This window comes from Actinomadura sp. KC345 (genome assembly GCF_004348515.1).
Classification (GTDB): Bacteria; Actinomycetota; Actinomycetes; order Streptosporangiales; family Streptosporangiaceae; genus Spirillospora.
The window spans coordinates 1-15,452 of the sequence record NZ_SMKH01000185.1 but is presented as its reverse complement, the minus strand read 5'-3'; the positions used below and the strand labels follow the sequence as shown (position 1 = coordinate 15,452).

Annotated in this window: 15 protein-coding genes and 3 pseudogenes; 5 read left to right on the top strand and 13 right to left on the bottom strand. The window is 72.7% G+C overall.

Features of this window, described 5'->3' with window-relative positions; all coding sequences use genetic code 11:
• The coding region (locus tag E1281_RS26170) for an MFS transporter (protein WP_131882327.1) at nt 1–1,513 on the top strand (1,513 nt) is incomplete at its 5' end.
• A gap of 17 nt (nt 1,514–1,530) precedes the next feature.
• On the top strand, nt 1,531–2,121 hold the full coding sequence (locus E1281_RS26165; RefSeq protein ID WP_131882326.1) for a TetR family transcriptional regulator: 591 nt from the start codon (nt 1,531–1,533) through the stop codon (nt 2,119–2,121).
• Nucleotides 2,122–2,210: 89 nt separating this feature from the next.
• On the opposite strand, the gene E1281_RS26160 is transcribed toward E1281_RS26165, so the two are convergent.
• Both E1281_RS26160 and E1281_RS26155 read right to left on the bottom strand, forming a co-directional pair.
• Nucleotides 2,211–2,606 carry a hypothetical protein gene (locus E1281_RS26160; RefSeq protein WP_131882325.1) on the bottom strand — a complete coding sequence of 132 codons (396 nt, stop codon included), beginning with the start codon at nt 2,604–2,606 and terminating at the stop codon, nt 2,211–2,213.
• Nucleotides 2,607–2,718: 112 nt separating this feature from the next.
• Complete coding sequence (locus E1281_RS26155; protein ID WP_131882324.1) at nt 2,719–3,717, bottom strand: oxygenase MpaB family protein; 999 nt, start codon at nt 3,715–3,717, stop codon at nt 2,719–2,721.
• 89 nt (nt 3,718–3,806) lie between these two features.
• Here E1281_RS26155 and E1281_RS42870 point away from each other — a divergent pair.
• Nucleotides 3,807–4,016 (top strand): annotated as a pseudogene (locus E1281_RS42870) (TetR/AcrR family transcriptional regulator); the annotation flags it as partial.
• Between the two features lie 283 nt (nt 4,017–4,299).
• Here the strand turns inward: E1281_RS42870 and E1281_RS42865 are convergent.
• Nucleotides 4,300–5,190 (bottom strand): alpha/beta hydrolase fold domain-containing protein, encoded by an 891-nt coding sequence (locus tag E1281_RS42865; protein WP_131882322.1) that lies wholly within the window; start codon nt 5,188–5,190, stop codon nt 4,300–4,302.
• Nucleotides 5,191–5,911: 721 nt separating this feature from the next.
• Nucleotides 5,912–6,475 (bottom strand): DUF1349 domain-containing protein, encoded by a 564-nt coding sequence (locus E1281_RS26140; protein WP_131882321.1) that lies wholly within the window; start codon nt 6,473–6,475, stop codon nt 5,912–5,914.
• Nucleotides 6,476–6,627: 152 nt separating this feature from the next.
• Here E1281_RS26140 and E1281_RS42125 point away from each other — a divergent pair.
• Nucleotides 6,628–7,377: pseudogene (locus tag E1281_RS42125) on the top strand (phosphatase PAP2 family protein); the annotation flags it as partial.
• Nucleotides 7,378–7,438: 61 nt separating this feature from the next.
• Entirely contained in the window at nt 7,439–8,200 is a 762-nt protein-coding gene (locus E1281_RS26130) for a creatininase family protein (RefSeq protein ID WP_131882319.1), read from the top strand.
• Between the two features lie 3 nt (nt 8,201–8,203).
• On the opposite strand, the pseudogene E1281_RS42120 reads toward E1281_RS26130, so the two are convergent.
• From E1281_RS42120 to E1281_RS26085, 9 genes and pseudogenes are all read right to left on the bottom strand, one after another.
• Nucleotides 8,204–8,893 (bottom strand): annotated as a pseudogene (locus tag E1281_RS42120) (lysylphosphatidylglycerol synthase transmembrane domain-containing protein); the annotation flags it as partial.
• Between the two features lie 98 nt (nt 8,894–8,991).
• Nucleotides 8,992–9,801, bottom strand: coding sequence for an SAM-dependent methyltransferase (locus E1281_RS26120; RefSeq protein WP_131882318.1), 810 nt, complete (start codon nt 9,799–9,801; stop codon nt 8,992–8,994).
• Entirely contained in the window at nt 9,798–10,871 is a 1,074-nt protein-coding gene (locus E1281_RS26115; protein ID WP_207943489.1) for a glycosyltransferase family 4 protein, read from the bottom strand. Before E1281_RS26115 ends, E1281_RS26120 begins: the two co-directional genes overlap by 4 nt.
• Nucleotides 10,868–11,266, bottom strand: coding sequence for a 6-carboxytetrahydropterin synthase (locus tag E1281_RS26110; protein ID WP_131882316.1), 399 nt, complete (start codon nt 11,264–11,266; stop codon nt 10,868–10,870). The genes E1281_RS26115 and E1281_RS26110 overlap by 4 nt, the downstream gene beginning before the upstream one ends.
• Nucleotides 11,267–11,306: 40 nt before the next feature.
• Nucleotides 11,307–12,278 (bottom strand): zinc-binding alcohol dehydrogenase, encoded by a 972-nt coding sequence (locus E1281_RS26105; RefSeq protein ID WP_131882315.1) that lies wholly within the window; start codon nt 12,276–12,278, stop codon nt 11,307–11,309.
• Nucleotides 12,235–13,062, bottom strand: coding sequence for a CDP-alcohol phosphatidyltransferase family protein (locus tag E1281_RS26100; protein WP_131882314.1), 828 nt, complete (start codon nt 13,060–13,062; stop codon nt 12,235–12,237). The genes E1281_RS26105 and E1281_RS26100 overlap by 44 nt, the downstream gene beginning before the upstream one ends.
• A gap of 44 nt (nt 13,063–13,106) precedes the next feature.
• A complete protein-coding gene (ribA, locus tag E1281_RS26095) occupies nt 13,107–13,766 on the bottom strand; it encodes a GTP cyclohydrolase II (protein WP_131882313.1) in 660 nt (219 codons plus the stop codon).
• 110 nt (nt 13,767–13,876) lie between these two features.
• A complete protein-coding gene (locus E1281_RS26090) occupies nt 13,877–14,623 on the bottom strand; it encodes a nucleotidyltransferase domain-containing protein (protein WP_131882312.1) in 747 nt (248 codons plus the stop codon).
• Nucleotides 14,620–15,321 (bottom strand): nucleotidyltransferase domain-containing protein, encoded by a 702-nt coding sequence (locus E1281_RS26085; RefSeq protein ID WP_243717411.1) that lies wholly within the window; start codon nt 15,319–15,321, stop codon nt 14,620–14,622. The genes E1281_RS26090 and E1281_RS26085 overlap by 4 nt, the downstream gene beginning before the upstream one ends.
• Nucleotides 15,322–15,452: the final 131 nt, after the last annotated feature.

Genomic DNA, 15,452 nt, shown 5'->3' with positions numbered 1-15,452 from the left:
GCGCCAGTGGGCGGGGCTCGGGTTGTTGGCACTGCCGACGGTGCTGCTCGGGCTCGATGTCACGGTGCTCTACCTCGTGCTGCCGAGCATGGCGGCCGACCTGGGCCCGTCGGGAACCCAGACGTTGTGGATCATGGACGTCTACGGGTTCCTGATCGCCGGGTTCCTGATCACGATGGGCACCCTCGGAGACCGGATCGGGCGGCGGCGGCTGCTGATGGCCGGCATGGCGGCGTTCGCGACGGCGTCGCTCCTCGCGGCCTTCGCCCCCAGCGCGGAGCTGCTGATCGCGGCACGGGCGCTGCTCGGCGTCGCCGGTGCGACGCTGATGCCCTCGACGCTGTCATTGATCACGAACATGTTCCCCGATGCGCGACAACGTGCGCTGGCGATCGGGGTGTGGGCGACGATGTTCGCCTTGGGCATGGCGGCCGGTCCCGTGGTGGGCGGCGTGCTCGTCGACGAGTTCTGGTGGGGTGCGGCGTTCCTGCTGGCCGTGCCGGTCGCCGTCGTCGTGCTGGCCGGTGCGCGGACACTGCTTCCGGAGTACGCCGCCGCCGACGCGGGAAGGCTGGACTTCGTCAGCGTCGCCCTGTCGCTGCTGGCGATCCTCCCGGGAATCTACGCGGTGAAGCACACCGCCGCCCACGGACCCGAACTGCCCACGGTGATCCCGTTCGCGGTCGGTGTCGCGGCCGGCGCGGTGTTCGTGCGCAGGCAGCGCCGGCTCGCCTCCCCGCTGCTGGACGTCGGTCTGTTCGCCGACCGGGCCTTCTCCGCCGCGCTGGCGGTCCTCCTCATCGGGCTGGTCGGCGTGGGCGGCGCCATGTATCTGGTCACCCAGTACCTCCAGCTGGTCGAGAACCTGTCCCCGGCGGTGGCCGGGCTGTGGACGGGCGCACCGGCGCTGGCGATGTTCGCCGCCGCCATCGGCGCGCCGCTCGTCGCCCGGCGGGTACGTCCCGGTCTCGTCATGGCGGTCACCCTGGTGCTCTCGATGATCGGCTACGTGCTGCTCGGTACGGCCGGCACCGGCGACGCGGCGCGCGTGGTCACCGGTTTCGCCTTCGCCTACCTCGGCCTCGGCGCGATCGCCGCGCTCGGGACCGACATGGTCGTCGGCGCCGCGCCCGCGTCGAAGTCCGGATCGGCCGCCGCGATGTCCGAGACCGTGCAGGAACTCGGCCTCGCCGCAGGTGTCGCCCTCCTGGGAAGCCTCACCACCGCGCTCTACAGCGCCCGCATGGTCGCGCCGGCGGGGGTGTCGCACGCCGTCGGCGACCGCGTGACCGGCAGCCTCAGCGGAGCCCTTTCGGTCGCCGAGGACGCGCCGGTCGATGTCGTACTGGCACGGGAGACGTTCACCACCGGGCTGAACATCGCCTCTCTCGTCGCAGGCGTCGCGGTCCTGGCCGCGACGGTGCTGTGCCTGGCCGCCCTGCGGCACGTGCGCCCGCTCGGCGCGGACGAGCGCGCGGACGCCGAGGAGAAGGAGCCGGCTCGACTACCCTGAGGGGCACGGGAGGGCGCATGGACGACCAGGGCGACAGCACGGCCGACGGGCGCAGAGCCCGGGGACACAGACGCCGCGCCGAGATCATCGGCGCCGCCCTCGCCGTCGTCCAGCGCGACGGAACCGCCGGGGTCACCCACCGCACCGTCGCCAGGGAAGCCGGGATCCCCACCAGCCTGACCACCTACTATTTCGCCACGCTCGACGACCTGCTCGTCGCCGCCCTGACCAGCGTCGCCGACGAGTACACCGCGCGCATCCGCCAGATCGTCGACGGTCCGGGCGACAAGCTGCGCGAGCTGGCCGAGCTGATCGCCGAGTCCGCGGGGCCCGGCCGCGAACGCGCGCTGGCCGAACGCGAGCTGTCCACGATGGCCGCCCGCCGTCCCGCGCTCCAGCCCGTGGCCCGCCGCTGGCGCGAGGACATCGCCGCCCTCGCCGCCGGCCTCACCGACGACCCGCGGGCGATCGCCGCCCTCGTCGCGGCATCCGACGGCCTGTGCACCGCGATCCTCATCGACAACGCCCCGGCCGAGCCCGGCCACGTCCACGGCGTGCTCGCCCAGGCCCTCGGCGTCCACCGAACCGAGACGGCCTCCTCGCACTGACCCGCCGGCCGCGCCGACGCGGCGGCGGGTCCGGTGAAGCCTGGTGCCCGGCCCGCGGATGAGGGAAGGCCGGGCCGGGCACGCCCCGGTCAGGCCCTGATGGTCACGCAGGGCAGGCCGACGCTGCGGCCGTCCAGCCAGCCCTCACCGCAGAGCCGCGTACCGGACGGGAAGTGCCGCTGCGGGTAGACGTAGCCGCGGTAGGTGGTGAACTTGCCGACCGTCTCGGTCTTGGTCCTGGCGCTCCAGCCGTTGGTGGTCCAGACCCTGCCGGTGACGGTCCCGCCGAGGCTGCTCGACCAGACGTTCAACTCGACCCGGCCCAGGTAGGTGCCGGTGTCGTAGGTCTCGATGCAGACCCAGTTGTTGCACCACTCGCCCGCGGCCTGGGCCGGAACACCGGCCACGACCGTGGCGCCGGTCGCCGCGGCGGTCGCGGCCAGCGTGACGCCTATTCTCTTGATCGCCTTCTTGCCGATTCGCACGGAGGTCCCTTCTCTGGACGTCGACTCCGTGCGGCAGTCCAGCAGGCACCGTCTTCACCGCCGCTTCACCACGGCTTCGCGCACCGGACGAGGCCCGGCACGCCCCCACTGGTCAGGCGGTGGCCTCGATCTCCTCGCGGGTCAGGACCGGGTCGCAGGTCGCGGGCGCGGTGGAGATGAAGGGGCTCGCCTTCTTGCCGGCCGCGCGGGTCTGGGCCTGGCGGTATTCCGGGAGGGGGCCGGTCGCCTCGTAGAGGCCGTTGAGGGCCGTCCAGAGGGCGGTGCGGCGGAGGCGGAGGGCGACCGGGTTGGGCGGCCGGTAGAGGGCCAGCTTCTGGGCCCACCTCGGCAGCATGTCGCGGGCCGCCCAGTCCATGAACTCGCTGCCGGGCTCCCAGGGCTTGGCCTTGCTGTCGCGCAGGTTGGGACCGGTGGCGAACGCCTTGATGGGAGTGAGGGCCAGGCGCGGCAGGTAGGACTCCAGGCACTCGGCGGTCTCGGCCTTGGTGGCCGGGAGGTCGGTACCCCCTAGGGCTTCGCCGACGCGGACGAACTCGCGGTAGTAGCGGTCGATGTCGTGCAAGGGGCGGCGGTGGTAGCGCTCGTGCGCGGTGGCGAGGCCCCATACGACGGTGGCGTAGTTCCAGCGGAGCCATTCGGGGTCGTCGGCGTCGTAGGCGAGGCCGTCGGGGCGGGTGCCCTTGACCGTGTGGTGCATGGCCCGGACGGTGCGCGCCAGCTTCTCCGCCGTCTCGGTGGAGCCGTAGGCGGTGCCGATGAAGAACGAGATGGAGTGGGCGAGGCGCACCGCGCCGCCTTCGGGGTCGATGTTCCCGGTGGGGACGCCGTCGACGCGTTCGGCCAGGCGGGAGTGGTCGTAGCCCATCCAGCTGATGCTGGGGTCCAGGCCCTCGATGTAGGCGGCGCTCACCAGGCCGAGGATCAGCGTGGGCAGGTGCGAGTGGACGTACCAGACCGCGCTGCCGGGGCCGAACCAGCCGGGGTCGCCCGCCGGGCCGGCGAAGTCGAGGCCCTTGAAGAACCTGGACCGGATGTCGGCGTCGAAGGACTGCTCGAAACGCTTGGCGATGAGGTTGTTCCTGGGGGGCATCGGGAGACTCCACTTCTGGGTACGCCTGTAGCCAGAATAAGTGATTGGTTACAGCCGTGTCCAGACATGGGATTGCTATCGTGTCCGCCATGGCGAACGTCCGGACGACGGCCTCCGGCCGGTGGGCCGGAGTGCCCGTGGCCAGGCGGAAGGACGAGCGGCGCGAGATGCTCGTGCGGGCCGCGTTCGCGTTGTTCGGGGAGCAGGGCGAGGGCGCGCTGACGGTACGGGCGGTGTGCCGGAACGCCGAGCTGCACACCCGGTACTTCTACGAGAACTTCGCCGATACCGACGAGCTTCTGGCCGCCGTCTACGACCAGCAGGCGGCGGCGCTCGGGGATGTCCTCGCCCGGTCGCTGGACGACGCCTCCCCCGATCCGGAGGCCCGCAGCCGCGCCGGCATCCGCGGCGTGCTGCGGTTCATCACCGACGACCCGCGGCGGGGACGCGTCCTGTTCTTCGAGGCGCGGGGGAACGAGGTGCTGGCCACCCGGCGGCGGGCGGCGCAGACGGCACTTCTGGAAGCGCTCGTCGCGATGGGCAGCGAGCCCAGGCTCCCGGTCGTCATCGCCGCGACCATGTTCACCGGGGCCATGACCGAGCTGGCGCAGCAGTGGGCGGACGGACGGCTGGGAAAGGATCTCGACGCGGTCGTCGAGCAGGCCGTCGAGCTGTCGATGGCCATGCACGCGTCGGCCGCGCGCCGCCTGCCGCGCGGCGGGCCCGGAGGCTAGGCGGCCTCCTGGCGGGCGGGGCCGGCGGTGACGCGGCGGGCGAAGACGCCGATCTCCTTGATGGCGGCCAGCTCCCGGCAGACATCGGCGAAGACCTGGAAGACGTGCATCTGCCCTTCCAGATCTGCAGCGTGCAGGGCACGTCCGCGGCGCCGAGCCGCTCGGCCATCAGCTCGGCGTCGGCGCGGAGCACCTCGATCGAGCCGGCCTGGATGAGCGTGGGCGGCAGGCCGCCGAGGCCGGCGCGGACGGGGCACAGCCACGGGTCGGTGTACTCGGCGTCCGGGAAGCAGGCGCGGACCATGTCCCACAGGCGCGGCGCCGGGATGAACGGGTCGAGCGGGGTGTTGGCGTGCGCGATCTTGGCGTCGATGTCCAGGTCGGTGAAGGGCGACAGGGCGGCGATGCCGGCGGGGCGGGGCAGCCCGTCGCGGAGCGCGTACAGGGGCGCCATGAAGGCGAGGTAGCCGCCCGCCGAGTCGCCGCCCACCACGATGCCGTCCGCGTCGTGGCCCTGGTCGAGCAGCCACCGGTAGGAGTCCACGCAGTCGGCGATGGACTCCCGGATCGTGACCTTGGGTTGCATGCGGTAGGCGACCGACAGCACCGGCATGCCCGCGGCCTGGGAGATGCGGGCGATCATCCGGCGGTGGGCGCGCAGCCGCCGCGCCGCCCACGCGGCCGCCCGAGCCGGCCGCCCGCATCCCGCGCGCTCCTCCACCGTCGGTGTGATCGGCATCCACGCCCCCCTCTCCCGGCCCGGCGAGACTACCAAGTAAGCGCTCAGGTACAAAGTACCGGGGCGCACCGCCGAATTAATCTGCGCGTGCCGAAATTATGGAGCGTCCATAATTTCGGCACGCCGCGAATCAAGAAATCCGGTGCTGGATTAGTTGCCGATATCCCGCCACTGCGGACGGGTCAGTGTTGGCGGAACCATTCCGCTGCTGTTCACACAACTGAGAAACATGAAGGGCGGGGATCGTCAATGATGGCGATATGCAGTACGACCGGCGACCTGGCTGTTCCAACGGATACAGAGCTGGAGACTCTCGTGTTCGGTGGCCCGGTCGTTCCGGACACACCTCCGGCTGCTCCGTTCATGCTCGAATGCCCGCAGTGCGGATCGAGCAACTTCGAGCAGTACGCGGAGTCGCGTGATGGGCGCAACGTCTACTACTGGCGCTGCCGGGACTGCGGGTATGACACCCATCCCTGAACACCGGCATTGTCAGCGGGCTTAGGCGCGCGACCGCGTTAACAGTGCGGCCCTCCACTCACTTCTAAAGTGAGTGGAGGGCCGTATCCACATGCCGCGGCCGCTACGCCGTCGAAGGCGGGCATCCCGCCGCAAGCGCCCTCGTGCCGTGGCCACCCGATACGACAAGCTCTCCGTCCGCTACCAAGCCTTCCTCGAAATCACCGCCATCTATGAACGGCTGCATCTGCCGAAACACGCCCTAGGTGTGGAGGGCCTCGTCCGGGGCGCCGGTGGACACGCGGGTGAAGCGAACGGTCAGGCCCTCGCGTTCCGGGGCGCAGCAGTAAGGGCCGGCCTTGGCGGGGACGTCCACCGGGAAGGGCGCCAGGCGGATCATCTGCCAGGGGTCGTCGCCGGCGCGGGCACGGACGGTCACGGCGTCGCCGCTGCGGCTGGCCCGGACGGTGATCTCGCGGCCGGCCCACGGAACGGGTCCCGACGACCAGTCGGAGACGCCGCGGGTGACGACCGCGCCGAGCTGGAGTTCGCCGTCGCAGTACTCGGCGCCCGCTTTGATCCAGGTGGTCTCGTCCAGGTAGAGCAGCAGGCCGGCCTGGTCGAACTGGTGGTCGTAGTCGGCGATGAAGGAGACCTCGACGGCGGCCTCGGGGCCGAGGGGCGACAGCAGCGCGTGGCCGCCGTCGCGGTCGTATCCGTAGGACGTCGTCCGCCAGAAGTCGCTGCCCTTCGCGGCGGTGACGAGGAGGGCGGAGCCGTCGTGGTCCGCGGCCGGGGGCGGATTGAGCCATTCACCGGTGATCACTCGACGGAATCTACGGGAAGGGTGGGGTTATCTCCACCCTCGCCAAGGGGGCTTCCTTCCGCCGATCGGGATGCTGGGCCCAGTGCCCCGGGAAGTGTCGGACGCGAAGGTTGTTATGGAAACGGAGACGACCGGCACTGGGAGGACGAACGATGGCGAGCAGCGTGGCGATGCGGAGCCGGATGCGGAGCCGGATGCGGAGCCGGATGCGGAGCCGGATGCGGAGCCGGATGCGGAGCCGGATGCGGAGCCGGATGCGGAGCCGGATGCGGCCGCTCGCCATCGAAGCGGGGCTCCTGGTGGTCCTGTTCGCCTTCTACAAGTGGGGGCGGACGGTGTTCGACCACGGCCCCGGCGAGGCGATGAGCAATGCGGCGCGGCTGTGGGAGTTCCAGCGGTCCTGGCTGCCGAGCGAGGTGGAGTTCCAGCAGTGGGCGCTCGGGTGGGACCACACGGCCGTCCTGGCGAACGTGTATTACGTGGGCATGCACTTTTCCGGGACGGCCGCGCTCCTGGTCTGGCTCTACCTGCGGCATCGGTCGTCCTACGGCCGGGTGAGGAACGAGCTGGTGGCGCTGACCGGCGCCGGGCTGCTCGTGCACGTGCTGTTCCCCCTGGCCCCGCCGCGGCTGGCCGGCATCGGCGCGGTGGACACCATGATGAGCGTCGGGCCGTCGGCCTACCCCGCGCCGGGCGCGGACGGGATCGCCAACCAGTACGCGGCCATGCCGTCGCTGCACGTCGGGTGGGCCATCCTCGTCGCCGTCGCGGTGGTGCGGGTGTCGCGGAGCCGGTGGCGGTGGGTCATCGCCATGCACGCGCCGGTCACGGTGCTCGTGGTGGTCGTGACGGCGAACCACTACTGGATCGACGGTCTCGTCGCGGCCGCCCTGCTGGCCGGTGCGATGGCGCTGGTTTCGCTCTTCGAGCGCGTGCGGCGTCACATAGGGCAGGGTGGGGGCCATGCTGCCGACGCACACGAGTTCCGAGGAGCCGGACGTCCCCGTGGCGGTCCTGCCGGTCGGGAGCCACGAGCAGCACGGCCCCTTCCTGCCGCTCGCGACGGACACGGTGATCGCCTGCACGATCGCGCGGGAGATCGCGAAGACCCACCCGGTACGGACGCTCCCTCCTCTGACGATCTCGTGCTCGCATGAGCACGCGGCCTGGCCGGGGACGGTGAGCATCTCGGCGGCGACCCTGCACGCGGTGGTGCGGGACGTCGCCGAGTCGCTGCGCGGGTCCGGGGTGCCGAAGCTGGTCCTGGTGAACGGGCACGGAGGGAACTACGTGCTGGGCAACGTCGTCCAGGAGGCGCGCGGCGACATGGCGCTGTTCCCCGGCCCGGACGAGTGGGCCGAGGCACGGGAGGCGGCGGGCATCGAGACGTCGCACGACAGCGACATGCACGCCGGCGAGCTGGAGACGTCGATCCTCCTGCACGCGCACCCGGAGCTCGTGCGAAGCGGCTACGAGACCGCCGACCACCTCGCCGACGACCGGCGTCACCTGCTCACGGCCGGGATGTCCCCCTACACCGCCTCGGGGGTCATCGGCCGGCCGTCACTGGCCGGCGCCGGCAAGGGCCGGGACGCCCTGCGGAGCCTGGTCGCGGCGTTCGGGGACTGCCTCGCGGCGCTTCACGAGCAGGGCCACCGCACCGGGCAGGCAGGCGACGAACGTGAGCACCCCGTACACGACGGACACGGTGAGGCCCTGCGCTGAGCCGAGCCCGGCGGCGCCGAACGCGACGGCGAGGACGGCCTCGCGGGGACCCCAGCCGCCGACGTTCACCGGCAGCACCATCACCAGGAGCGCCAGCAGCAGCAGGGGCACCAGGGTGAGGAGCGGCGCCGTCGAGCCGGCGAGGCGGGCGGCGACGACGAACAGGGCCAGGTGCCCGGCCAGTGCGGTGAGGGACAGCCCCACGATGGCGGGCCAGACGTCCAGGACGGCGCGCGTGTCGGCGAACATGGCGGACAGCGCGCGGTGGCGCCACCGAGCCAGAACGAGCAGCACGCTCAGCGCCACCGCGAGCGCGACCAGCACCGGGGTCATGACCGGCGCCATGGCCGACAGCACGGCGGGCTGGGTGAACAGGACGGCGCCCCCCACGATGACCGGCACGATCTGCCCCGCCACCCGTTCGAGGAACACCGCCCGCACACCGCGGGCGACGTCACCGGACCGGTGGCCGTGGCTCACCGCGCGGTGGACGTCCCCGAGGACGCCCGCGGGCAGCACCGCGTTCAGGAACTGGGCCCGGTAGTAGTCGGACACGGCTCCCGCCATGGGCAGGTGCAGGCCGAGGCGCCGGGCGACCAGGCACCACCGGGCCGCGCTGAGCACGGTCGTCACCAGCCCGACGGCGAGCGCGATGAGGACGGCCCGCACGTCGATGGCCTGGAGCGCGTCCACGAACGCGTCGGTGCTGTGCCACCACAGGAGCGCGCCGAGAATGCCCAGCCCGATGAGCAGGCGCAGCCAGGGCCAGAGCTTCGTCACCCAGGATCTCGTCACGCGGAACTCCCGGGGAGGACGAGCATGTCGAGATGGTGGACCTCGACGATGAGGCTCCCGGCGGCGCACTCGTCGAGGCGCCGGCGCAGGTAGCCGTCCGCGGCCGGGCCCAGGCCAGGACTCTGCTCGACGGCGGCGGCGACCCAGCCGCGCAGCCACTCGGCGGTCAGCGCGGCCTGCCCGGGGCCGAGCCGCCACGGGCTGGGGCGCGTCCGCACGGAAGCGCCGCGCCGCCCGAACGCCTCGGTCGCGGCGGCGACCGCGTCCGGTCCGAGGAGGCCGTCCCGGCGCTGGTGGGCGTCGAACGCGGCGGCGATCTCCGCGTCGAGCGGGTCGGGCGGGGACAGCCGGACCCGCCCGACGACCGACAGGGTCAGCAGCGCCGGGCAGCCCGCGGCGGCGGCGATGGCCTCGACCTCGGCGGCGGTCAGGACGTCCAGCAGCGCGGACGCGGTGACCAGCGACGCGCCGACCAGGTCGGAGGCGCGCAGCGATTCGAGGCCGCCCCCGCGGGTCTCGATCGTCGCGGGCCGGCCGTCGGCGGTGACGTAGGCGTTCTTGCGGGCCAGGTCGAGCAGCTCGGGGTCGTGGTCGTGCAGGATCCAGTGCTGCGGACCGCGCAGCCGCCCGGACAGCCAGCGCCCCAGGGCGCCGGTTCCGCAGCCGAGGTCCCAGATGACCAGCGGCTCGTCCGGTGCGAGCGCGTCCCGCAGCGGGCCGAGCAGCTCCGAGGCGCGGGCGGCGGCGTCGGCGCTCTCCCGCAGCGCCAGCCACGAGGAATCGAAACTCGAAGTACCAGAACTCATCGGATCTCCCTGCGCAGGCGGGACAGGACGAGGGCCGTCCGGCGGGCGGTGTCGTCCCAGCCGGGAAGCATGCCGCGGCGGAGCCGGGCGGCGGCGCGCAGCCGGCTCCGCAGGTCGGCCTCCACCAGCCAGCGGCGCAGCGCGCCGCCCAGCGCGGCGGGATCGTCGGGCGGGACCAGCAGCCCCGGGACGGTGCCCGAGGGGTCCCAGCCGAGCGTGTCGGGGACGCCGTCCACGGAGGTCGCGAGCACCGGGATGCCGCGCGCGAGGGCCTCGGTCACCACCATCCCGTACGTTTCGGCACGGGACGCCAGGACGAGGAGGTCGGCTCCGGCGTAGGCGTCGTCGAGCCGCTTGCCGACCAGCGGTCCCTCCAGGTGGACGCGGTCGCCGAGGCCGTGCCGGCCGATCAGCCGGTGCAGGCGCGTCACGTACTCGGGGTCGCGGCGCAGCGGGCCGACGATCTCGCAGTGCCACGGCAGGTGCGCGACGCCGGCCAGGGCCTCGACCAGGATGTCGTGGCCCTTGCGCGGTGTCACGGACGCCACCGACAGCAGGCGGGTCGCCCCGTCGGTCCCGGACGCGAGCGACGCGGGATCGGTCCCCGGGGCGACGGCGTGGACGCGGGACGGCTCCAGGCCGTGGTGGGCGATGAGGTGGTCCCTGGCCCACGGGCTCGTCGCCACCACGGCCCCGGCCGCCTCCAGCACCGCGCGCTCGCCCGCGTTGAGGTCGACCTGCCCGGGTTCGTCGGCCAGCGGGAGGTGGACGAGGACGGCGAGCCTCAGCCGGCCCGCCTCGGGGACGACGACCTCGGGGACGCCGCACGCCACGAGGCCGTCCAGCAGGACGACGGCCTCGTCGGGCAGCGCGGCGAGCGACCGGGCGAGGCCCGTCCGGGCGGCGCGGTCGGGGCGCGGCCACGCCCCCGGCGCCGCCAGTTCCCGGACGGTGCGCCCCGACGCCGCCAGCCCCTCGGACAGCCGCCGGTCGTAGTGGTTGCCGCCGCTCGGCACGTCGGTGTCGTCGATGTCCCCCGGGACGACGAACCAGATCTCGCGGCCGCTCACAGCACGCGCTCGTAACTGGCCCAGGCGACGTGGGACTCCTGGAGCGTCACCGCGATGCCGGACAGGCCGCGCGCGTTCTCGCCGAGCGCGCCCGCGTGGACACGGTCGGCGAGCCGGTCGGCGATGACCTTGGCGAGGAACTCCGTCGAGGTGTTGACCCCGGCGAAGTCCGGCTCGTCGTCCAGGTTGCGGTAGTTCAGCGCGCCCAGGACCTCACCCAGCTCGCTGGTGGCGAGCCCGATGTCGACGACGATGCCGTCGGAGTCCAGGTCGGCCCGGCGGAACGTCGCGTCCACCACGTACGTCGCGCCGTGCAGCCGCTGCGCGGGACCGAAGACCTCGCCGCGGAAGCTGTGGGCGATCATCACGTGGTCACGGACGGTGATGCCGAACAAGGTCGTCCTCCATGGGGTCGGGGCGGATCTCCCGGATCCGTCAGTAGGTGATTCGGTGGCAGAGCGCGGGAAGTTCACCGTTCGCGAGGCGCGGCATGACCTGCGGCAGGTCCCCGAAGCCGCTCTCACCGGTGATCAGCACGTCGTACGCGGGGCTCGCGAGCAGCCGCAGCGCCAGCCCCAGCCGGTCGGCGAACGTGCGCCGCGACCGGCGGGCCGGCGGCACGGCCCCGACCTGGCTGGCGCGGACGGTCAGCCGCCGCGAATGGAAGAACTCCCCCAGCGGGACGCCGACCCGCCGGTCGCCGTACCAGCTCAGCTCCATGACCTCCCCCTCCGGCGCCAGCAGTTCCAGGGACCGGGCCAGGCCCGACTCGGTGGCGCTGGCATGGACCACCAGGTCGCAGCCCCCCTCGGCCTCGTCGGGGGACGCGAACCGGACGCCGAGCGCCCGCGCCACTTCGGCACGGGCGGGGTCGGTGTCGACCAGCTGGACGTCGCAGCCGGGGAACCCCGCGAGGACCCCGGCGACCGAGCAGCCGACCATCCCGGCGCCGACCACGGCGATGCGGTCGCCGACCAGCGGCGCCGCGTCCCACAGCGCGTTCACGGCGGTCTCCACGGTCCCGGCGAGGACGGCGCGCTCCGGCGGGACACCGTCCGGGACGGGGCTGACCGCGCTCGCCGGGACGACGTACCGGGTCTGGTGCGGGTAGAGGCAGAAGACCGTGCGGCCCAGCAGCTCGGACGGGCCGTGCTCGACCACGCCGACGTTCAGGTAGCCGTACTTGACCGGCCCCGGGAACGTCCCGTCCTGGAACGGCGCCCGCATGATCGCGTGCTGGTTCGGGGGGACGCCGCCGCGGAAGACGATCGACTCCGTCCCCCGGCTGACCCCGGAGAAGACCGTCCGGACCAGGACCTCGCCCGGCCCCGGCTCCGGCAGGGAGACCGCACGGATCTCCCCCTTACCGGGCGACCGGATCCAGAACGCGCTGGCGTCCCGCTCCATCCGTGCTCCTCCCCCGACGTTCCCGACGTTCCCGGCGCGCCCTGCTCCGGCCTCCCCGCCGGCTCTCGTGCCGCCGCGCGAACAGCCACGCGACGTCCCGTCCGAACGACCACACCAGCAGCGCGAGCGCCGCCGCCACGAGCGCGCCCGCATGCGGGACGACGCCCGCCGCGGCCACCGTCAGCGCCACGCCCTGCACCACCGCGACAGCCTTGCGCGCGATGCTCGGCCGCAGGTCCCCGCGCAGCCACGGTGCCGCCCACGCCGCCGCGCCGAACACGTACCGCATGGCACCGATCGCCAGCACCCACGCCCCGGCGGACCACGCGACCTGCACGCTCAGCACCAGGACGAGGAGGGCGTCGACCTCCATGTCGAACCGTGCGCCGAGCTTGGACGCCGTCCCGGTGCGCCGGGCGACCCGCCCGTCCACCCCGTCCAGGACGAGCGCCACCGACGCCAGCGCGACCAGCGCCCACGTGTGTCCGTCACCCATGAGATGCCCCGCGACCAGGGCCGCGACACCGCCCGTGAGCACAACGCGCGCGAGCGTGACGTGATCGGCGGGGCCGAGCGCCCGCCTCCGGCCGAACGCCGCGGTGAGGACGGCCCACGAGGCCAGCGCGTACCCGACGCCCACGGCGACGCCGGCGGCCCCCGGCCGCAGCACCGCCAGCAGGGCGAACTGGACGGCGACCGCCGCCGCCAGCTCGGGCCCCCGGGTCAGCCGCTTCGCGCGCGGCGGCCCGGCGGTGTACCAGACGCCCGGTGGAGCCGTCCGCATCGGCCGAGCGATCGGTCGCGGCCGCGTGACCGCCATCGGCCGCGTCATCCGTGGACCTCGCTGACCGGCGCCTCGCCGAGGGGGGCGGTGTCGAGCTGGGGGAGGTCGTGGCCGAGACGGTCGCGCTTGGCGGTGAGGTAGCGGACGTTGTCGTCGCTGACCGGGACGAGGAGCGGCACGCGCGCCGCGATGGCGACGCCGTAGGACTCCAGCGCGCTCACCTTGACCGGGTTGTTCGACAGCAGCCGCACCGACCGGACCCCGAGGTGCCGCAGGACGCGCGCCGCGGGCCCGTAGTCGCGGACGTCCACCGGCAGGCCGATGGCCGTGGCGGAGTCGACGGTGTCGAGTCCCTGGTCGTCCTGCAGGATGTGGGTGCGGACCTTCGCCACCAACCCGATCCCCCGCCCCTCGTGCCCGCGCAGGTACACCAGGACGCCGGCGCCCTCGCGGACGATCGCGTCCAGCGCCGCGCCGAGCTGGTCACCGCACTCGCAGCGCGTGGCGGCGAAGATGTCGCCGGTCATGCATTCGGAGTGCATCCGGACGAGCACGTTCTCCCGGCCCCTGATGTCGCCCCGGACGAGCGCCATGTGCTCGTGCCCGTCGACCGGGTCCCGGAACGCGACGGCGCGGAACACGCCGCGCCTCGTCCGGAGATCCGCCTCCGCGATGTCCTTCTGGTCGATGCCCTGGTCCCGCATCGCTCCCCTTCCTCGGCTACGCGATCACCCGTGGTACGTGGCGGACGCACCAGGTGGTCGCGTTGAACGGTCCGTATAACCCGTGGCACGGAGGGGAGGCACCGCAGGGTTCAGCGTAGGCGGGTTCGGACTACGAGGTCGTGCACGGCGCGGAAGTTCGCGGGATGTTCTGGGAGGTCGCTGCGGTCGCGTTCCTCCTTGAGGCGTGCGGTGAGCGCGGCCGTGTCGGCCTGGAGACGGGACGGGGCGGGCGCGTCCCCGGGCAGCGCACCGTGTTCGGCGGCGCGCTTCGCCTCGATCAGGTCGGCCAAGTAGGGCGGCCCGTCGCCGGTGAGGCGCGTCAGGTCGGCCTCGACCTCGCCTGAACGCATCAGGTGGATGCCCGTCAGCAGGATCCGGAACGTGTAGAGGAGCGGCTTCAGCTCGTTCGTCTCCTCGAACGCCTTCCACTGGGACCGCGCGAAACCCAGGTAGTGGTACGCGTGGTTGAAGGTGAGCAGTCCCGGGACGAGTTCCTTGAGTTCCTCGTGGACCGGCGACGTGGTGATCACGAGCGGCGACATGACCTGTTCCAGGACGTACCCGTTGCGCCGCAGAAGGAGGGTGCAGAACTTGGCCAGGTCGTGGGTGACGATGTCGGCCTCCACGTCCTCGTGGTCCCACATGAGCGTGACGGTCTCGTCTCCCGTCCGCAGGCCGACGATCTCTTCGAGAGGCAGCAGGTGGACGCCGCGCAGGTCGACGTCGGAGTCCTCTGAGGGAAACCCGTACAGGTGGGCGCCGCTGACCGTGACGAACGCGCGGGGGTAGGGGTGGCCGGCCGCGAAACGGTCGAGCAGGCCTTCGGGGAGGTTCACCAGTCAATGCTCCGGCGTCGTATGGAGATCAGGAGGTTCTCGATCCTCGCGCGGTCGGGCTCGGGGGGCAGCGGGCTGCGGTCCGCGGCGGAGTCCAGGTCGGTGGTGAGGGCGGCGCGCCAGGTCTCGATCTCGTCCCAGGCGACCTCGCCGCGGCGGACGGCGAGGAGCCGGTCGCGCAGGTCGCCGACGTCCACGCGCGGCTCGCCGTGCCGGACGCAGTGGAGGCCGCTGACGAGGAGGCGCAGCATGTGCATGACGTGCTTCCAGCGGGGCGCGCCGCCGTTGCGCAAGTCGCCTTCGAGCTTGCGGAACTGCGCCTCCGCGTAGCGGAGGAACGTGCGGTGCACCCGACGGGACAGGAAGGCGGACCGGACGGCCAGAAGCTCCTCGCCGACCGGGGTGACCTTCTCGACCAGCGGCGACCACAGGCACTCCAGGACGGTCGGGTTGGCGGCCAGCGCCAGCTCGCAGAACCGCTCCAGCTCCCAGGAGAACTGCTCGGGCAGCGGGCCGTCCAGGTGGGTGGGCGGCTTGGTGAAACGCCAGAACAGCGGCGCCGGCGCCGCATAGACGCCGCGCCGGTCGACGTCGCTGTCGCCGGTCGCCAGCCCGTAGGCCCGCGACCCGGTCACGACCGCCAGGATCGTGTGGTCCCGGACGAGGCCGAGCGCGCCGTCGTTCACGCTGTCGTTCACGGGGGAAGCCTGGCGCAGGGGTCGGGGACGTGTCGACCTGGTTTGTCCCGGGGCTGTAAAGAGTTACAGATCGGCCACAGACTTGCAGAAAGTTTCTGCAAGCTGTTTACGAAGCTGAAAGGCGTTGCTAG